Source organism: Mesorhizobium sp. M0808, from assembly GCF_040320025.1.
Lineage (GTDB): Bacteria > Pseudomonadota > Alphaproteobacteria > Rhizobiales > Rhizobiaceae > Mesorhizobium.
Genome location: NZ_JAMYOX010000008.1, coordinates 97,020 through 113,384, shown reverse-complemented (window position 1 = coordinate 113,384; position 16,365 = coordinate 97,020). Strand labels below are relative to the sequence as shown.

18 protein-coding genes are annotated in these 16,365 nt (G+C 63.2%); 15 read left to right on the top strand and 3 right to left on the bottom strand.

The genetic code is table 11. The annotated features are described in order from the left end of the window. Nucleotides 1–15: 15 nt before the first annotated feature. On the bottom strand, nucleotides 16–399 hold the full coding sequence (locus tag NKI25_RS13145; protein WP_023677006.1) for a hypothetical protein: 384 nt from the start codon (nucleotides 397–399) through the stop codon (nucleotides 16–18). Nucleotides 400–578: 179 nt separating this feature from the next. Between NKI25_RS13145 and ureC the strand changes: the two genes are divergently transcribed. The 7 genes from ureC to NKI25_RS13110 all read left to right on the top strand — a co-directional run bounded on the left by ureC (nucleotide 579) and on the right by NKI25_RS13110 (nucleotide 6,177). Next, nucleotides 579–2,291, top strand: a complete 1,713-nt coding sequence (ureC, locus tag NKI25_RS13140; protein ID WP_502896924.1) for an urease subunit alpha — start codon at nucleotides 579–581, stop codon at nucleotides 2,289–2,291. A gap of 47 nt (nucleotides 2,292–2,338) precedes the next feature. Next, nucleotides 2,339–2,932: a hypothetical protein gene (locus NKI25_RS13135; RefSeq protein ID WP_023677004.1), complete on the top strand. Its 594-nt coding sequence runs from the start codon at nucleotides 2,339–2,341 to the stop codon at nucleotides 2,930–2,932. Nucleotides 2,933–2,989: 57 nt separating this feature from the next. After that, nucleotides 2,990–3,574 (top strand): urease accessory protein UreE, encoded by a 585-nt coding sequence (locus NKI25_RS13130; protein WP_023677003.1) that lies wholly within the window; start codon nucleotides 2,990–2,992, stop codon nucleotides 3,572–3,574. Beyond that, a complete protein-coding gene (locus NKI25_RS13125) occupies nucleotides 3,555–4,256 on the top strand; it encodes an urease accessory protein UreF (protein ID WP_031211833.1) in 702 nt (233 codons plus the stop codon). Before NKI25_RS13130 ends, NKI25_RS13125 begins: the two co-directional genes overlap by 20 nt. Further along, nucleotides 4,253–4,693: a DUF3995 domain-containing protein gene (locus NKI25_RS13120; RefSeq protein WP_023677001.1), complete on the top strand. Its 441-nt coding sequence runs from the start codon at nucleotides 4,253–4,255 to the stop codon at nucleotides 4,691–4,693. Before NKI25_RS13125 ends, NKI25_RS13120 begins: the two co-directional genes overlap by 4 nt. Next, nucleotides 4,690–5,331: an urease accessory protein UreG gene (gene ureG, locus NKI25_RS13115; RefSeq protein ID WP_023677000.1), complete on the top strand. Its 642-nt coding sequence runs from the start codon at nucleotides 4,690–4,692 to the stop codon at nucleotides 5,329–5,331. The genes NKI25_RS13120 and ureG overlap by 4 nt, the downstream gene beginning before the upstream one ends. 78 nt (nucleotides 5,332–5,409) lie before the next feature. Next, nucleotides 5,410–6,177 carry a class II aldolase and adducin N-terminal domain-containing protein gene (locus tag NKI25_RS13110; RefSeq protein ID WP_352998559.1) on the top strand — a complete coding sequence of 256 codons (768 nt, stop codon included), beginning with the start codon at nucleotides 5,410–5,412 and terminating at the stop codon, nucleotides 6,175–6,177. Between the two features lie 22 nt (nucleotides 6,178–6,199). Here the strand turns inward: NKI25_RS13110 and NKI25_RS13105 are convergent, their stop codons facing one another. Next, a complete protein-coding gene (locus NKI25_RS13105) occupies nucleotides 6,200–6,832 on the bottom strand; it encodes an HAD family hydrolase (protein ID WP_023676998.1) in 633 nt (210 codons plus the stop codon). A 361-nt stretch (nucleotides 6,833–7,193) separates the two neighbouring features. On the opposite strand from NKI25_RS13105, the gene NKI25_RS13100 reads away from it, so the two are divergent. After that, nucleotides 7,194–8,153: a sugar-binding transcriptional regulator gene (locus NKI25_RS13100; RefSeq protein ID WP_352701860.1), complete on the top strand. Its 960-nt coding sequence runs from the start codon at nucleotides 7,194–7,196 to the stop codon at nucleotides 8,151–8,153. A gap of 75 nt (nucleotides 8,154–8,228) precedes the next feature. On the opposite strand, the gene NKI25_RS13095 is transcribed toward NKI25_RS13100, so the two are convergent. Then, a complete protein-coding gene (locus NKI25_RS13095) occupies nucleotides 8,229–8,414 on the bottom strand; it encodes a hypothetical protein (protein WP_254815832.1) in 186 nt (61 codons plus the stop codon). Between the two features lie 110 nt (nucleotides 8,415–8,524). Here NKI25_RS13095 and gcvA point away from each other — a divergent pair, with 110 nt between their 5' ends. The 7 genes from gcvA to NKI25_RS13060 all read left to right on the top strand — a co-directional run bounded on the left by gcvA (nucleotide 8,525) and on the right by NKI25_RS13060 (nucleotide 16,352). Further along, nucleotides 8,525–9,436 carry a transcriptional regulator GcvA gene (gcvA, locus tag NKI25_RS13090; RefSeq protein WP_352568549.1) on the top strand — a complete coding sequence of 304 codons (912 nt, stop codon included), beginning with the start codon at nucleotides 8,525–8,527 and terminating at the stop codon, nucleotides 9,434–9,436. Between the two features lie 214 nt (nucleotides 9,437–9,650). After that, nucleotides 9,651–10,961: an ABC transporter substrate-binding protein gene (locus tag NKI25_RS13085; protein WP_352568548.1), complete on the top strand. Its 1,311-nt coding sequence runs from the start codon at nucleotides 9,651–9,653 to the stop codon at nucleotides 10,959–10,961. 113 nt (nucleotides 10,962–11,074) lie between these two features. Further along, complete coding sequence (locus tag NKI25_RS13080) at nucleotides 11,075–11,947, top strand: carbohydrate ABC transporter permease (protein WP_352998558.1); 873 nt, start codon at nucleotides 11,075–11,077, stop codon at nucleotides 11,945–11,947. A gap of 207 nt (nucleotides 11,948–12,154) precedes the next feature. Further along, nucleotides 12,155–12,979 carry a carbohydrate ABC transporter permease gene (locus NKI25_RS13075; RefSeq protein WP_023676992.1) on the top strand — a complete coding sequence of 275 codons (825 nt, stop codon included), beginning with the start codon at nucleotides 12,155–12,157 and terminating at the stop codon, nucleotides 12,977–12,979. A 51-nt stretch (nucleotides 12,980–13,030) separates the two neighbouring features. After that, entirely contained in the window at nucleotides 13,031–14,035 is a 1,005-nt protein-coding gene (locus NKI25_RS13070) for an ABC transporter ATP-binding protein (protein WP_023676991.1), read from the top strand. Next, on the top strand, nucleotides 14,032–14,802 hold the full coding sequence (locus NKI25_RS13065) for an L-iditol 2-dehydrogenase (protein ID WP_023676990.1): 771 nt from the start codon (nucleotides 14,032–14,034) through the stop codon (nucleotides 14,800–14,802). The genes NKI25_RS13070 and NKI25_RS13065 overlap by 4 nt, the downstream gene beginning before the upstream one ends. A gap of 71 nt (nucleotides 14,803–14,873) precedes the next feature. After that, nucleotides 14,874–16,352 (top strand): mannitol dehydrogenase family protein, encoded by a 1,479-nt coding sequence (locus NKI25_RS13060; RefSeq protein ID WP_352998557.1) that lies wholly within the window; start codon nucleotides 14,874–14,876, stop codon nucleotides 16,350–16,352. Nucleotides 16,353–16,365 lie beyond the last annotated feature (13 nt).

The following is a 16,365-nucleotide window of genomic DNA, read 5'->3' as shown; positions in this document are numbered from 1 at the left end:
CGCCGCCTCGTCTCGTCAGCTCGCTTTCTTGGTGATCAGCGTCAGCGCGCCATTGGTGCTCATGCTGGCGGCGATCACCTGCGCCGAGGTGAGCCCCTTGGCTTCGAGCGCGGATTTGACCTGCGGTGTCGCGTCGATCGAGCCGCGCAGTTTCTGCAGGTCGGCATCGCTGCGCTTGGCGATCACCTCGTTGACCTTGGCTTGAGTGTCCGCGGGCAGATCCTTGATATCGACGACGTTGATCGCCTGGATGGTGGGCGCCTGCGGCTGCGCCCCGGGCGCGGCAGGAGCAGGCGCAGCCGGCGCCGGACTGGGCTGCTGCGCAGGCTGTTGCTGGGCGCTGGCGGCGGTTGCGAGCACCAGCGTGGCGGCGGCTGCCAGAAGGGTCGTTTTGCGCATGGATGTTCCTTTCCATCGATTGGCAAATGGTCGTTTTGGGGTGGCCCGGCCACCTCAAACGCTAAATGGGATCGGAAAGTGTCGCTCAGCGGGTCATTGCGTGACCATAGGATGGCGGCAATGTGGGGCCCGGCTTCGACAAGCGGTATTTCCGGGCTGTATTTCGGGAGCAATTGCTGATGGCTAAAATCACCCGCGCCGCCTACGCGCAGATGTACGGCCCGACCGTCGGCGACAAGGTCCGGCTCGCCGACACCGAGCTGTTCATCGAGGTCGAAAGGGATCTCACTCTTCACGGCGAGGAGGTGAAGTTCGGCGGCGGCAAGGTCATCCGCGACGGCATGGGCCAGAGCCAGGTGTCGCGCGCGCAAGGCGCGGTCGACACCGTCATCACCAATGCGTTGGTCGTCGATGCCACCGCCGGTATCGTCAAGGCAGATATCGGCCTCAGGGACGGCCGTATCGCCGCGATCGGCAAGGCCGGCAATCCGGATACCCAAGGCGGCGTCACCATCATCATCGGTCCCGGCACCGAGATCATCGCCGGCGAGGGGAAGATCCTGACCGCCGGCGGCTTCGACGCGCATATCCATTTCATCTGCCCGCAGCAGATCGAGGAAGCGCTGATGTCGGGCATCACCACCATGCTCGGCGGCGGCACCGGCCCGGCGCACGGCACGCTGGCCACCACCTGCACGCCTGGGCCGTGGCATCTGGCGCGCATGATCCAGTCTTTCGACGCCTTCCCGATGAATATCGGCCTGTCGGGCAAGGGCAACGCGTCGCTGCCTGCCGCGCTCGAGGAGATGGTGCTCGCCGGCGCCTGCTCGCTGAAGCTGCACGAGGACTGGGGCACGACGCCGGCTGCAATCGACTGCTGCCTGTCGGTCGCCGACGATTACGACGTGCAGGTGATGATCCACACCGACACGCTGAACGAGTCCGGCTTCGTCGAAAACACGGTCGCGGCGATCAAGGGCCGCACCATCCATGCCTTCCACACCGAAGGCGCCGGCGGCGGCCACGCGCCTGATATCATCAAGGTCTGCGGCCTGCCTAACGTCATTCCGTCCTCGACCAACCCGACACGCCCCTACACGATCAACACGCTGGCCGAACACCTCGACATGCTGATGGTCTGTCACCATCTGTCGCCGTCGATCCCCGAAGATATCGCCTTTGCCGAAAGCCGCATCCGCAAGGAAACCATCGCCGCCGAAGACATTCTGCACGACATCGGCGCCTTCTCGATCATCTCGTCGGACAGCCAGGCCATGGGCCGTGTCGGCGAAGTGGCGATCCGCTGCTGGCAGACCGCCGACAAGATGAAGCGCCAGCGCGGTTCGCTGCCGCAGGAGACCGGCGACAACGACAATTTCCGCGTCCGCCGCTACATCGCCAAATACACCATCAATCCGGCCATCGCGCATGGCCTGTCGAAGGACATCGGCTCGGTGGCGGTGGGAAAACGCGCCGACCTCGTGCTGTGGAATCCGGCCTTTTTCGGCGTCAAGCCGGACATGGTGCTGATCGGCGGCATGATCGCCGCCGCCCCGATGGGCGATCCCAACGCCTCGATCCCGACGCCGCAGCCGATGCATTACCGGCCGATGTTCGGGGCCTACGGCAAGGCGATGACCAATTCGTCGGTGACCTTCGTTTCGAAGGCCGCGCTCGACGCAGGCCTGCGCGGCAGGCTCGGCGTCGACAAGCAGATGGTCGCGGTCGAAAACACCCGCGGCGGCATCGGCAAGCATTCGATGGTGCTCAATGACGCCACGCCGCATGTCGAGGTCGACCCCGAAACCTATGAGGTCCGCGCCGACGGCGAACTCCTGACCTGCGAGCCGGCTTCCGTGCTGCCGATGGCGCAACGCTACTTCCTGTTCTGAACCATAGGCGTTAGAACGACCGATGTAGAACATGCCGCGCCAGGCTTATGGACCCGCAACTCCCCTACGCCCACGACATTTTCCCGCATATCCGCATCGTCCTGGGCATGGTGATCGGCCTCGGCGTCACCCGCCTGCTGTCGGGGGTCGCCCGCATCGTCCAGCATCCCGGCCAATACCGGCTCTATCCCGTGCACCTCGCCTGGGTTGCGTCGGTGCTTTTAATGCTGGTGCATTTCTGGTGGTGGGAGTTCGGCCTGTTCCAGATCGAGAATTGGACCTTCGGCAAATACCTGTTCATCATCTTCTACGCCGTCACGCTGTTCCTGCTCTGCGCACTGCTGTTTCCGGATTCGATGCTGGACTACACCAGCTATGAGGATTTCTTTTATTCGCGCCGTGCCTGGTTCTTCGGCCTGCTGGCGGCGACCTATCTGCTCGACGTGATCGATACGCTGCTGAAAGGGCCGGAGCATTTCGCCCATTTTGGCGTCGAATATCTGATCCGCACGCCGGTTTTCGTCGCGCTTTGCGTCATTGCGATCCTGCTGCGCGACCGCCGCTTTCACATCGCCTTTGTCGCCGGCGCGCTCGTCTATCAGATATCGTTCATCCTGCGGCTCTTCGACACGATCGTCTGAGCCCCATTGGGGCGGCGGACGCGATAGGCTAGGCTTTTTGGGAGAGGCAGTTTTTACATGAAGCTCGATATTCGCACCGACTTCACCAAATTCCCGCGCGCCGTCTCCGTCCTGGCCGCGGGCGAAGCCGGAACCACCACGCCATACGACAGTGCGGTGCTTGCCCATGACGAGCGGCATCTGCGCCGTCGCGCCATCGAAACGGCCCGTAGCGACAAGGTGCTGGTCGACCTGCCCGAACCGGTGACCTTGAACCATAGTGACCGGCTGGTGCTGGAGGATGGCCGCCACATCGAGATCATCGCGGCCGAGGAGGCGCTCTACGACGTCCGGGCCAGCGACCCTGTCCATCTGGCAGAGCTTGCCTGGCACATCGGCAACCGCCATCTCGCAGCCGCCATCGAAGCTGGGCGCATCCTCATTCTGCGCGACCATGTCATCAAGGCGATGCTGGAGGGATTGGGCGCCACCGTTAGCGACGTCTCCGAGCCGTTCAAGCCGGTGCGCGGCGCCTATTCCGGGCATGGCGGCCACGGCCACGCTCATGCCGAGGCGCATGCGCACAGCCACGCCGAAGCGCATTCCCATACCCATAGCGAATCGCATTCCCACAGCCATTCGCATGACCATGACCATGACTGACCAGCCTTCCAACGTTGCCCAGCCTTCCAATATTGCTTTGTTGCGGCTGATGGCGTGGCTGTCGCCTTCCTTCCCGGTCGGCGGCTTTTCCTACAGCCATGGTCTCGAGCAAGCCGTGCATGCCGGGCTGGTTGCCGACAGCAAAGAGCTCGCCGCGTGGCTGGAAACGCTGGTCGAGATGGGTTCGGGCTGGAATGATGCGGTGCTGTTTGCCGAAAGCTGGCGCAGGGGGCGCGAAACCGGCGATCTCGATGAAATCGTCGCCCTTGCCGAAGCTCTGGCAGGCTCGCGCGAGCGCCATGCCGAGACCATGCTGCAGGGCGCTGCTTTCCTGAAGGCGGCCTTCGCCTGGCCGTGCCAGGTGCTGGATCGCCTGCCGGCCGAATGTGCCTATTGCGTTGCCGTCGGCGCCGTTGCCGGCGATCACGGCATTGCGCTGCGGGACGCCCTGGCGGCCTTTCTGCAGGCCTTCTTCTCCAATCTCGTCCAGGCCGCGATCCGGCTCGGCATCGTTGGCCAGAGTGCCGCGATGACGCTACTGGCCGCCTTCGAACCGCTTGCCCTGGCCACGGCCGACCGCGCTGCCGGCTCGACCCTCGATGATCTCGGCGGCTGCGCTTTCATCTCCGACGTCACGGCGATGAAGCACGAAGCCCAGTATTCGCGGCTGTTCCGCTCATGATCGTCCTCGCTTTCGCGCTCTCGCTGGTCCTGCTGTTGATCACAGCACTGCATGTCTATTGGGGCATTGGCGGCATCTGGCCGGGCAGGGACGCCGCCTCCTGCGCTCGCGCGGTCATCGGCTTTCGCGGCGTCGACGAGATGCCGGCACCCTTCGCCAGCTTCGCCGTTGCCGCCTGCCTCGGCCTGGCGACGCTGTGGCCGATGGCGCTCGAAGGCGTGTTCGCCACGCCCTTTCCCAAGGCCGGGCTGGCCGCCACGGCGCTGCTCATCGCGCTGGTCTTCCTGGCGCGCGGCATTGCCGGCTTCACGCCGTGGTGGCGCCGGCTGGCGCCCGAACAGCCTTTCGCGCGGCTTGATGTCAGCTACTATTCGCCGCTCTGTCTGTTGATCGGGCTCGGCTTCGCCATTCTTGCCATCACGGAGTTCCCTAGATGACACAAGCCAACGGTCCTCTTCGCATCGGCATCGGCGGCCCGGTCGGCTCCGGCAAGACGACGCTCACCGAAAAGCTCTGCAAGGCGCTGCGTGACGAGTTCTCGATCGCCGTCGTCACCAACGACATCTACACCAAGGAAGATGCCATGATGCTGGCCCGGCTTCAGGCGCTGCCCGAGGATCGCATCATCGGCGTCGAGACCGGCGGCTGCCCGCACACCGCCATTCGCGAGGACGCCTCGATCAATCTGCAGGCGATCGCCGAGATGACCAAAAAATTCCCGGATCTCGACATCGTCTTCATCGAATCGGGCGGCGACAACCTCGCCGCCACCTTCTCGCCGGACCTTGCCGACCTGACGCTCTATGTCATCTCGGTTTGCCAGGGCGAGGAGATTCCGCGCAAGGGCGGACCGGCGATCACCCGGTCCGATTTCCTGGTCATCAACAAGAGCGACCTTGCGCCCTATGTGAACGTCAATCTCGACATCATGGAACGCGACGCTGCCCGCATGCGCGGCAAACGGCCGTTTGGCTTCACCGACCTGTCGCGCGGCAAGGGCCTGCAGGAGGTGATCGATTTCATCGTCGAGCATGGCGGGCTTCGGGTCGGCGCGGCCACCAGCACGGCGGCATAACGGCGCTCGCCTGTACCAAACGAAACCGGTTGCGCGTTCCAGCCGCGCGGCATCCTTGCTTCTTTCACGGAGGTTACGATGAGCATCACGCGCCTGCAGAAGGAAGTGCTGACCAACCTGCCGTTCTATGAGGAGCGCGTCGATCTGGCTTGCGCCTTCCGCTGGACGGCGCGGCTTAACATGCATGAGGCGGTGGCCAATCATTTTTCGCTGGCGGTCAACGACGATGGCTCGCAATTCCTGATGAACCCTAACCAGGTGCATTTCTCGCGTATCAAGGCGAGCGATCTGCTTCTGATCGACGCCAATGATCCCGACACGCTGGTCGGCCCGAATGCGCCCGACCCGACGGCGTGGGGCCTGCATGGTGCCATCCATCGCAACGTGCGTCATGCACGCTGCGTCATGCATGTCCACTCGATCCACGCCACCGTGCTTGCCTCGCTCGCTGACTCGACGTTGCCGCCGATCGACCAGAACTCGGCGATCTTCTTCAACCGCCATGTCGTCGACGCTCATTATGGCGGGCTGGCCTTCGAGGAAGAGGGCGAGCGCTGCTCGCAGCTTCTTGTCGACCCGAAGGTCAAGGTGATGGTGATGGGCAACCATGGCGTGCTGGTCATCGGCGACAGCGTCGCCGACACCTTCAACCGCATGTTCTATTTCGAGCGCGCCGCCGAAACCTATATCAAGGCGCTGTGGACCGGCCGGCCGCTGCGGGTACTGCCGGATGAGATCGCCGAGAAAGCGGCAAGGGAACAGGAAGACTATCCCGGCCAGGCCGAGCGCCACCTTTCCGAACTGAAGGCGATCCTCGACGAGCAGGAGCCTGCCTACCGGAGTTGAGCGCGGTCCCGCCGGGCCTGGCTTAAAGCCCGAGTTCGGCCCGCAATTCGCCGGCGCTGTTGATGACAATCGCCCCCGGCGGCCCCTCCATGGGCACCTCTGGCCAGAAAATCGTCTTCATTCCAGCTGCCAGCCCCGCCGTGGCGCCGGTCACGCTGTCGTCGACCGCCACGGCCTCGGCGGGATCGACGTCGGCCAACCAGGCGGCGCGCAGGAAAGGTTCGGCATGCGGCTTGCCTTCACGCACGTCGTTGCGGCTGACCGTCTTCATGCCGGGATATACGAGGCCTACGGCGCGCAGATTGGCATCGACGATCAGCCTGTCGGAGTTGGACACCACCGCTTGCGGCACGCCAAGCGCGAGCAGCTCATTGAAAATCTCGATCGCGCCGGTGCGTGGCGTCAGCGTTTCGGCCATCGGCAGATAGTGATCGTACTTGCGCACGATCCAGTCGTCGAAAGGCAGGTCGAGGCCGAACTCGTCGCGCAGCATTTCGTAGACCGGCCATGCGGCGATGCCGAGCACGCGCTCATGCAGGTCGGCCGGCGGCGCGATGCCGACGCTGTGCAGCGCCGCAATCAGCGCCGCCTCGTGCAGCGGCTCGCTGTCGACCAGCGTGCCGTCCATATCCCAGAAAACCGCTTTCGGCGTCATGCAAGGCTCCATTCTCAAAAAATTCCTTAAAGCGTTTAGCGCGCGAGATAAACCGCCGCGTCCCCGCTAATGCATGTCGCGCAAAGTGTGCAGCGGTTTTGCGATGACGACATGCATAAAAAGGAACCTAAAACGCGTCGCATGAGGTCGATCGAACGCAACGCGCTTTAGAACCGTGATTGGTGCGACCTCGACAGCCTTGCTGTTGCAACGAGACTGGGTCGACCTGTCACTTCGCTCCAAACACCCAAGTTTCATCACTAAGCAATTGCTCTTACAATAGGCAATTGCGCGCAAGTTCATTCCCTGCGAAACTACTGCGCTCCGCCTCTTATGCTCGGCGGGGTTGGGAGGCAGGAACTTGAATTCGCGGCAGGACAGCGGCGGCAACAGGCTGGACGACGCGGCGCGTGCCGGCTGGCTCTATTATGTCGCAGGCAACACCCAGGACCAGATCGCCGCCACGCTTGGCATCTCGCGGCAGACGGCGCAGCGGCTGGTGTCGCTCGCAGTCTCCGAAGGGCTGATCAAGGTGCGCGTCGACCATCCGATCGCCAATTGCCTCGACCTTGCGGCACGGCTGAAATCGCGCTTTGCGCTCGATCTGGTCGAGGTGGTGCCGAGCGACCCTTCTTCTTCCTCCACCGTCATCGGCGTCGCCGAGGCGGCGGCGGCCGAGATCGAACGGCGGCTGCGGTCGCGGGGGCCGATCGTCATGGCGATCGGCACCGGCCGCACGCTGAAGGCCGCGATCGAGCAACTGCCGCCGATGGAATGCCCGCAGCACAAAGTGGTGTCGCTGACCGGCAACATCTCGCCGGACGGCTCGGCGGCCTTCTACAACGTCATCTTCACCATGGCCGACAGGGTCAAGGCGCGTTCGTTTCCGATGCCTTTGCCGGTCATCGCTTCCTCGCCCGAGGAGCGCGAGATGCTGCTCAGCCAGCCGATGATCCAGCCGACGCTGGCGCTTGCGGCCGAGGCCGACGTCACCTTTGTCGGCATCGGCGATCTCGGCCCGAAAGCGCCGCTTTACGAAGACGGCTTCATTTCGGAGGGCGAATTAAAGGCGCTGCAGAAGGCCGGCGGCGTCGCCGAGATCGTCGGCTGGGTATTCGATCGTGACGGCCGCATGATCGAGGGCATCACCAATGATCGGGTGTCGTCGGCGCCGCTGCCGTCGCGCGAAAAGTCGCTGGTGATCGCGCTTGCCATGGGCGACCGCAAGCTGCCGGGCATCTTCGCCGCCGTCAACCGGCGGTTGGTCAACGGCCTCATCACCGATGAGCGGACCGCCGCCGCCTTGCTGGCGGGCGCATGATCTCCGAGCCGCTGGCGGTCGGAAACGATCATGTGAAATCGAAACGCATCTGAATCCCCGATAAAACGAGCGTCACTACTGGTGCCGGCCGCAAGGATCGTTGCCGTCGAGAAAGCCCATGTCGCGCTGCAGATGCGGCGGCAGCTCCCGGACGTCGAGATAGGCCCGTTTCCGCGCCGCGTGCCTTGCCAATCCCCGCGCCAACCGTGAAAACCAGCCATGGGCTGGAGCAAGAAGCAGCTTTTCCTGTATTGTGGTCATGATCGTCAGCCTTCGCTATCCCTAGGCGTAATTGATCTTCAATACGGAATATCGGTAGGACCGGCCGGTGCCGCCAATCAAACGTCGATCACTGCCCATAAGGAGGGCTTATGCCGGAGCTCAATTCACGACAGCTGGTTTCGCAGCTTCCTCCGCTTCAGGCGATCCGGGTGTTCGAGGCGGTGGCGCGGCATCTCTCGTTCACCAAGGCCGCCCAGGAGCTTGGCATGACGCAGGCGGCGGCAAGCTATCAGATCAAGCTTCTGGAGGAGCGCATCGGCGCGCCCCTGTTCTTGCGCCAGCCAAAACAGATCGTGCTGACCGAACCCGGCCAGCGCCTGGCGCCCGCGGTCAGCGAGGCGTTCGCGCTGTTGAGCGGCGCCTATGCCGCCGCGCGCACCGGCGCCGACGGCTTGCTTTGCGTTTCGACGCTGCTGACATTTGCCTCCAATTGGCTGGCGCAGCATCTCGGTTCGTTCCAGGTCGCGCATCCGTCGCTGGCGGTGCGCGTCGATACTTCGAACAGGGTTGTCGACTTTGCCAGAGAGGATATCGACATCGCCATCCGCTCCGGCGGTGGCAACTGGCCGGGCGTCGAGACCCATATGCTTTTCAGGGCCGATTTCACGCCGGTCCTTAGTCCAAAGCTCGCGGCAAGCATCGGCGGAGTCAAGGAGCCGGCCGACCTGCTGCGGCTGCCGATCCTCGACCCGGGTGACATCTGGTGGCGGGACTGGTTTGCCGCCGCCGGCCTGCCGGTCGAGGATCTGGCCAGGCGTCCCGGCACCAGCATGGGCGCGCAGGCCTACGAGGCCAATGCCGCGATTGCCGGCCACGGCGTGGCGATCGTTACCAAGGCGCTGTTCAAGACCGAACTTGCCGACGGCCGCCTGATCCAGCCCTTTGATCTGGTCGGTGACGACGGCCACGCCTATTGGCTGGTCTATCCGACGGCACGACGCAACGTGCCGAAGATCCGCGCCTTCCGCGATTGGATCCTGAGTGAAATCGCTTGCCAGTAGGCTGAATCCCAGCAAGCCCGATAGCAAAGCGCCGGGCCCAATCAGCCCGGCCGAATCCTTCGTCAGACATGCCGCAAACGTCCCAGGCTTGCCGCTGCACAAGACCCGGCGTGCTGCGCTGCAGCAACGAATCCGTCTTGACATAATTCATCGCAAGTGAGTAATTGCTCACAGCCAAGGCAAATGCTCATCTTGGTTTATGGGAGGAATTTTGATGAAACTTCGCACGTTCACCCTAGGCCTGTTCTCGGCCAGCGCGCTCGCTTTCGCCGCGCATGCCGAATCCATCACCATCGCCACGGTCAACAATGGCGACATGGTCCGCATGCAGAAGCTGACCGACGACTTCACCGCCAAGAATCCCGACGTCCAGCTGCAGTGGGTCACGCTCGAGGAAAACGTTCTGCGCGAGCGCGTCACCACCGACATCGCCACCAAGGGTGGCCAGTACGACGTGATGACTATCGGCACCTATGAAGTGCCGATCTGGGCCAAGCAGAACTGGCTTTTGCCGCTCGACAAACTCGGCGACGATTACGACGTCAAGGACATCATCCCGGCCATAGCCGGCGGCCTGTCGGTCGACGGCAAGCTCTACGCAGCCCCGTTCTACGGCGAAAGCTCCTTCGTCATGTACCGCAAGGACCTGATGGAAAAGGCCGGGCTCAAGATGCCCGATGCACCGACCTGGGACTTCATCAAGCAGGCCGCCGACAAGATGACCGACCGCGCCAACGGCGTGAACGGCGTCTGCCTGCGCGGCAAGGCCGGCTGGGGCGAGAACATGGCCTTCCTGACCGCCATGTCGAACTCGTTCGGCGCGCGCTGGTTCGACGAGAACTGGAAGCCGCAATTCGACCAGCCCGAATGGAAGAACACGCTGCAGTTCTATGTCGACCTGATGAAGGCCGACGGCCCCGAGGGCGCGTCGTCCAACGGCTTCAACGAAAACCTGGCGCTGTTCCAGCAGGGCAAATGCGGCATGTGGATCGACGCTACCGTCGCTGCCTCCTTCGTTTCCGACCCGAAGAACTCCACCGTCGCCGACAAGGTCGGCTATGCGCTGGCGCCGGACAATGGCCTCGGCAAGCGCGGCAATTGGCTGTGGGCATGGTCGCTAGCCATCCCCGCCGGCACGCAGAAGGCCGACGCCGCTCAAAAGTTCGTAGCCTGGGCAACCAGCAAGCACTATGCCGAGCTCGTCGCCTCGAAGGAAGGCTGGGCCAACGTTCCGCCGGGAACGCGCTCGTCGCTCTATGCCAATCCCGAATACCAGAAGGCAGCACCTTTCGCCAAGATGACGCTGGACTCGATCAACTCCGCCGATCCGACGCACCCGACCGTCAAGCCGGTGCCTTATGTCGGCGTCCAGTTCGTCGCCATTCCTGAGTTCCAGGGTCTCGGCACCACCGTCGGCCAGCTCTTCTCGGCGGCACTTGCCGGCCAGTCGAGCGTCGACGATGCCTTGAAGCAGGCGCAGGACGCCGCCACCGCGACGATGACCGAGGGCGGTTACATCAAGTAAGCTCCTCCCGGTGCCGGTTGCCAATGGCGACCGGCAACGGCCGCCCGAATCCCAGTTCGGGCGGCCAGCTTTCACACCGCTGAAAACTTGGCCGACCTCGAAGGGTGACCGTCATGGCTACTCAGCAGACCCGTTCGCTTGCCCGTTTCATGATGGCGCCATCCGTGGTGCTGCTGCTGGTCTGGATGATTGTGCCGCTGGCATTCACGCTGTGGTTTTCCTTCCAGCAATACAACCCGCTCAATCCGATGCGCGACGGCTTCGTCGGGTTTTCGAACTACGCGCTGTTCTATTCCAACCCGGCATTCCTGCAGTCGATCCTCAACACGCTCACCATCGTCGTCAGCGTGCTTTTGATCACGGTGATCGGCGGTATTCTGCTCGCCCTTCTGCTCGATCAGCCGATGTGGGGACAGGGCATCGTCCGCATCCTTGTCATCTCGCCGTTCTTCGTCATGCCACCGGTGGCAGCACTGGTCTGGAAGAACATGATCATGCATCCGCAGTACGGGGTTTTCGCCGATATTGCGCGCTTCTTCGGCGGGCAGCCGATCGATTGGTTCGGGCAGCATCCGCTCCTGGCGATCATCATCATCGTTGCCTGGCAATGGCTGCCGTTTGCTACGCTGATCCTGTTGACCGCGCTTCAGTCGCTCGACGGCGAGCAGAAGGAAGCCGCCGAAATGGACGGCGCCGGCTTCATCAGCCGCTTCATCTATTTGACGCTGCCTCATATGTCGCGCGCCATAACCGTCGTCATCCTGATCCAGTCGATCTTCCTGCTGTCGGTCTATGCCGAGATCCTCGTCACCACCAATGGCGGCCCGGGTTACGCCTCCACCAACCTGCCCTTCCTCGTCTATCAGAAGGCATTGCTGGAGTTCAAAATCGGCCAGGCGTCCGCCGGCGGTATCATTGCCGTCATTCTCGCCAACATCGTTGCCTTCTTCGCCATGCGCGCTGTCGGCAAGAACCTGGATAAATAAGGGAGGATAAGATGGCACGTGCGCTGAACCACCCCCACTCCGTCCCGCTGCGCGGGACACCTCTCCCCCTGCCCGGGGTAGAGGAAAGGCCTGCATCGAAACCGCGCCCTTCCTCCACCCCCTCGATCGGGGGAGAGGTGGGTTGCGCAGCAAACCGGAGTGGGGGTCGACCCTGCCGCCAACATCGCCGATAGGGAGGACCTGACCATGGCACGTGCAGTCACCACCCAGCACAAGACGATTGCTACCGCGGCCGCCTGGATCGTCGCGCTGCTGATCTTCTTCCCGATCCTCTATACGATCATCACTTCGTTCAAGTCGGAGCAGGAGGCTATCCAGGGCTTCAACCTGTTCCCGTCGGGAACCACGGAGAGCTATTCCGAGGTCCAGGCGCAGAACGGCTATTTCAAATTCTTCCTGAACTCGGTGTTCCTGTCGGTCGGCTCGACCATCCTGGCTCTGCTCGTCGCCATACCGGCGGCATGGTCGATGGCGTTTTCGCCGGGCAAACGCACCAAGGACATCCTGATGTGGATGCTTTCCACCAAGATGATGCCGGCCGTCGCCGTGCTGTTTCCGATCTATCTGATCTTCCGCGATACCGGTCTGCTCGACAGCCGTATCGGCCTGATGGTCATGCTGATGCTGATCAACCTGCCGATCGTGGTCTGGATGCTTTACACCTATTTTCGCGAGATCCCGGGCGAGATCCTGGAAGCGGCGCGCATGGACGGCGCATCGCTCTGGAACGAGATCATCTATGTGCTGACGCCGATGGCGGTCCCCGGCATCGCCTCGACCATGCTGCTCAACATCATTCTCGCCTGGAACGAGGCGTTCTGGACGATCCGGCTGACCACCACCGAGGCCGCGCCGCTCACCGCTTTCATCAGCTCCTTCTCCAGCCCGCAGGGGCTGTTCTGGGCCAAGCTTTCGGCCGCCTCGACGCTGGCGATCGCACCGATACTGATCATGGGCTGGTTCAGCCAGAAGCAGCTGGTCCGAGGCCTGACATTCGGTGCGGTAAAGTAGCGGGCATCGCCTGACGCAAAACGAAAAGATAGCCCTTCGGGGGAGGAAACCATGGGAAACATCACGCTCAAGAACGTCTCCAAATCCTTCGGGGCGACGTCCATCATCCCCGGCCTCGATCTCGTCATCGAGGACGGAGAGTTCGTCGTCTTCGTCGGCCCGTCGGGCTGCGGCAAATCCACCCTGTTGCGTCTGATCGCCGGTCTCGAGGATACCAGCGGCGGCACCATCATCATCGATGGTCGCGACGTCACCGGCGAGGCGCCGGCCAAGCGCAAGCTGGCTATGGTGTTCCAGTCCTATGCGCTCTACCCGCACATGACGGTGGCCAAGAACATCGCCTTCCCGCTGAAGATGGCGGGCGAGGACCAGGCGACCATCGACAAGAAGGTGAAGGACGCCGCGCGGATCCTGAACCTCACCAACTACCTCGACCGCCGCCCCGGCCAGCTCTCCGGCGGCCAACGGCAGCGCGTCGCCATCGGCCGCGCCATCGTGCGCCAGCCGTCGGCCTTCCTGTTCGACGAGCCTTTGTCCAATCTCGACGCGGCGCTGCGCGGCACCATGCGGCTGGAGATTAGCGAGCTGCATCACCAGCTCAAGACAACCATGGTCTACGTCACCCACGACCAGATCGAGGCGATGACCATGGCCGACAAGATCGTCGTGCTCAATGCCGGCAATATCGAGCAGGTCGGCTCGCCGATGGAGCTCTATAAGACGCCGAAGAACCTGTTCGTCGCCGGCTTCATAGGTTCGCCGAAGATGAACCTGATCGAAGGCGCGCCGGCCGCCAAATATGGCGCCAAGACGGTCGGCATCCGCCCGGAGCATATGAACATTTCGAAGACGTCAGGCGACTGGAAGGCGACGGTCGGGGTTGCCGAGCATCTCGGCTCCGACACGTTTTTGCACGTCCAGGCGGATGGTGTCGGGCAGCTGACGGTGCGTGCCGACGGCGAGTTGGCCGCCCATCACGGCGACACGATCTACCTGACGCCGGAAAAGGCCAAGCTGCATCGTTTCGGCGCCGACGGGAAGGCGATGCTGCAATGAGGCTCCGGGGTAAATCGGCGCTGATTACCGGATCGGCGCGCGGCATCGGCAGGGCGTTTGCCGAAGCCTACATGCGCGAAGGGGCGACGGTCGCGATTGGCGACATCAATCTCGAAGCCGCCGAGAAGACGGCTTCGGAAATCGGCCGCAACGCCTACGCGGTAAAGCTCGACGTCACCGATCTCGCGTCTATCGATGAGGCCGTCAAGGCAGTCGAAGCCAGGGCCGGCGGCCTGGATATCTTGATCAACAACGCTGCTTTGTTCGACCTGGCGCCGATCGTCGAGATCACCAAGACAAGCTACGACAAATTGTTTTCGGTCAACGTCGCCGGCACGCTGTTTACGTTGCAGGCCGCCGCCCGTTCGATGATTGCCCGGGGCAAGGGCGGCAAGATCATCAACATGGCAAGCCAGGCCGGGCGCCGCGGCGAGGCGCTGGTCACCGTCTACTGCGCCACCAAGGCGGCGGTCATCTCGCTCACCCAGTCGGCAGGGCTCGACCTGATCAAACACCGCATCAACGTCAATGCCATCGCCCCGGGTGTCGTCGACGGCGAGCATTGGGACCATGTCGATGCCTTGTTCGCCAAGTTCGAGAACCGGCCGAGGGGCGAGAAGAAGAGGCTGGTCGGCGAAGCCGTGCCTTATGGCCGCATGGGCACGGCGCAAGACCTCACCGGCATGGCGGTGTTCCTGGCCAGCGATGAGGCCGAGTACATCGTCGCCCAGACCTACAATGTCGATGGCGGCCAGTGGATGAGTTGAGGGGGCGAAGGCGCTCTTCCCCCCGTCTCCTCCACGGGGGGAAGAGCCGTCCCGCTAAAGGGTAAAAGCAGATGACCGTGAAACTCTCTTCTTCCATCCTCGCCAAGCTGCCGCCCAAGGTCGCCGGCCCGAAATATGATCGCGCCGCGCTCAAGGCCGGCATCGTGCATTTCGGCGTCGGCAATTTCCATCGCTCGCACCAGGCCGTCTATCTCGACGACCTGTTCAATTCGGGTGTCGGCCACGACTGGGCCATTGTTGGCGCCGGCGTCTTCGAGGGCGAGAAGGTCGGCCGCGGCAAGTTGCAGGAGCAGGACTGGCTGACCACCGTGGTCGAGCAGGACAGCGGCCATATGAGCGCGCGCGTCACCGGCGTCATGATCGACTTCCTGGTGCCGGGCGATGCGGCCGCAATCGTCGAGCGGCTTGCCGATCCGGCGATCAAGATCGTCTCCCTGACCATTACCGAGGGCGGCTATTTCATCGATCCGGCATCCGGCGTCTTCAATCCGACACATCCCGACATCGTTGCCGACGCTGAGCCGGGGGCGACGCCGAAGACCGTCTTCGGCCTCGTCCTCGCCGGGCTGCTGCGCCGCCGCGCCGACGGTATCGTGCCCTTCACAATCATGTCCTGCGACAACATCCCCCATAACGGCCACGTCACCTCAGATGGCGTCATCGGCCTTGCGCGGCTGATCGACGAAGGTTTGGCAAACTGGGTGAGCGAGAACGTTGCCTTTCCCAATGGCATGGTCGACCGCATCACGCCGGCCACCACCGACCGCGAGCGCGGCATTCTCTCCAGCGAGTTCGGCCTCGACGACAATTGGCCGGTGTTTTGCGAACCGTTCAAGCAATGGGTGCTGGAGGACCGTTTCACCGACGGCCGCCCGCCGCTGGAAAAGGTCGGCGTGCAGTTCGTCAGCGACGTCGCGCCCTATGAGCTGATGAAGATCCGCATCCTCAATGGCGGCCATGCGACCATCGCCTATCCGGCCGGGCTGATGGACATCCATTTCGTCCATGAGGCGATGCAGGAGCCGCTGGTACGCGGCTTCCTCGACAAGCTCGAGTATGACGAAATCATCCCGACCGTGCCGCCGGTTCCGGACACCGACCTCGAAGATTACTACCAGCTCATCGAGCACCGCTTCTCCAATCCGAAGATCGGCGACACCATACGCCGGCTTTGCCTCGACGGCTCCAACCGCCAGCCGAAATTCATCATCCCGACCATCGCCGACCGGCTGAAGGCTGGCAAAAGTGTCACCGGCCTTGCGCTGGAATCGGCGCTCTGGTGTCGCTACTGCTTCGGCACGACGGATTCCGGTGCCGTCACCGAGCCCAACGACCCGAACTGGGGCCGGTTGCAGGCGACGGCCAAGGCGGCCAGGGACATGCCTGCCGCCTGGCTTGCCATGGAGGACATCTATGGCGATGTCGGCCGCTCGCCGCCGTTCGCTGAAGCCTTCGGCCAAGCGCTGAGACTGCTGTGGGCGGACGGCGCGCGCGCGACACTGACGCGCTATCTCGCCGGCGACCTCTGAAGCCGATCCAGCG

Bases quoted from the DNA above. Each gene is read 5' to 3' on its own strand.
- NKI25_RS13145 (WP_023677006.1), bottom strand. From the start codon at position 399: ATGCGCAAAACGACCCTTCTGGCAGCCGCCGCCACGCTGGTGCTCGCA.
- ureC (WP_502896924.1), top strand. From the start codon at position 579: ATGGCTAAAATCACCCGCGCCGCCTACGCGCAGATGTACGGCCCGACC.
- NKI25_RS13135 (WP_023677004.1), top strand. From the start codon at position 2,339: ATGGACCCGCAACTCCCCTACGCCCACGACATTTTCCCGCATATCCGC.
- NKI25_RS13130 (WP_023677003.1), top strand. From the start codon at position 2,990: ATGAAGCTCGATATTCGCACCGACTTCACCAAATTCCCGCGCGCCGTC.
- NKI25_RS13125 (WP_031211833.1), top strand. From the start codon at position 3,555: ATGACCATGACCATGACTGACCAGCCTTCCAACGTTGCCCAGCCTTCC.
- NKI25_RS13120 (WP_023677001.1), top strand. From the start codon at position 4,253: ATGATCGTCCTCGCTTTCGCGCTCTCGCTGGTCCTGCTGTTGATCACA.
- ureG (WP_023677000.1), top strand. From the start codon at position 4,690: ATGACACAAGCCAACGGTCCTCTTCGCATCGGCATCGGCGGCCCGGTC.
- NKI25_RS13110 (WP_352998559.1), top strand. From the start codon at position 5,410: ATGAGCATCACGCGCCTGCAGAAGGAAGTGCTGACCAACCTGCCGTTC.
- NKI25_RS13105 (WP_023676998.1), bottom strand. From the start codon at position 6,832: ATGACGCCGAAAGCGGTTTTCTGGGATATGGACGGCACGCTGGTCGAC.
- NKI25_RS13095 (WP_254815832.1), bottom strand. From the start codon at position 8,414: ATGACCACAATACAGGAAAAGCTGCTTCTTGCTCCAGCCCATGGCTGG.
- gcvA (WP_352568549.1), top strand. From the start codon at position 8,525: ATGCCGGAGCTCAATTCACGACAGCTGGTTTCGCAGCTTCCTCCGCTT.
- NKI25_RS13085 (WP_352568548.1), top strand. From the start codon at position 9,651: ATGAAACTTCGCACGTTCACCCTAGGCCTGTTCTCGGCCAGCGCGCTC.
- NKI25_RS13080 (WP_352998558.1), top strand. From the start codon at position 11,075: ATGGCTACTCAGCAGACCCGTTCGCTTGCCCGTTTCATGATGGCGCCA.
- NKI25_RS13075 (WP_023676992.1), top strand. From the start codon at position 12,155: ATGGCACGTGCAGTCACCACCCAGCACAAGACGATTGCTACCGCGGCC.
- NKI25_RS13070 (WP_023676991.1), top strand. From the start codon at position 13,031: ATGGGAAACATCACGCTCAAGAACGTCTCCAAATCCTTCGGGGCGACG.
- NKI25_RS13065 (WP_023676990.1), top strand. From the start codon at position 14,032: ATGAGGCTCCGGGGTAAATCGGCGCTGATTACCGGATCGGCGCGCGGC.
- NKI25_RS13060 (WP_352998557.1), top strand. From the start codon at position 14,874: ATGACCGTGAAACTCTCTTCTTCCATCCTCGCCAAGCTGCCGCCCAAG.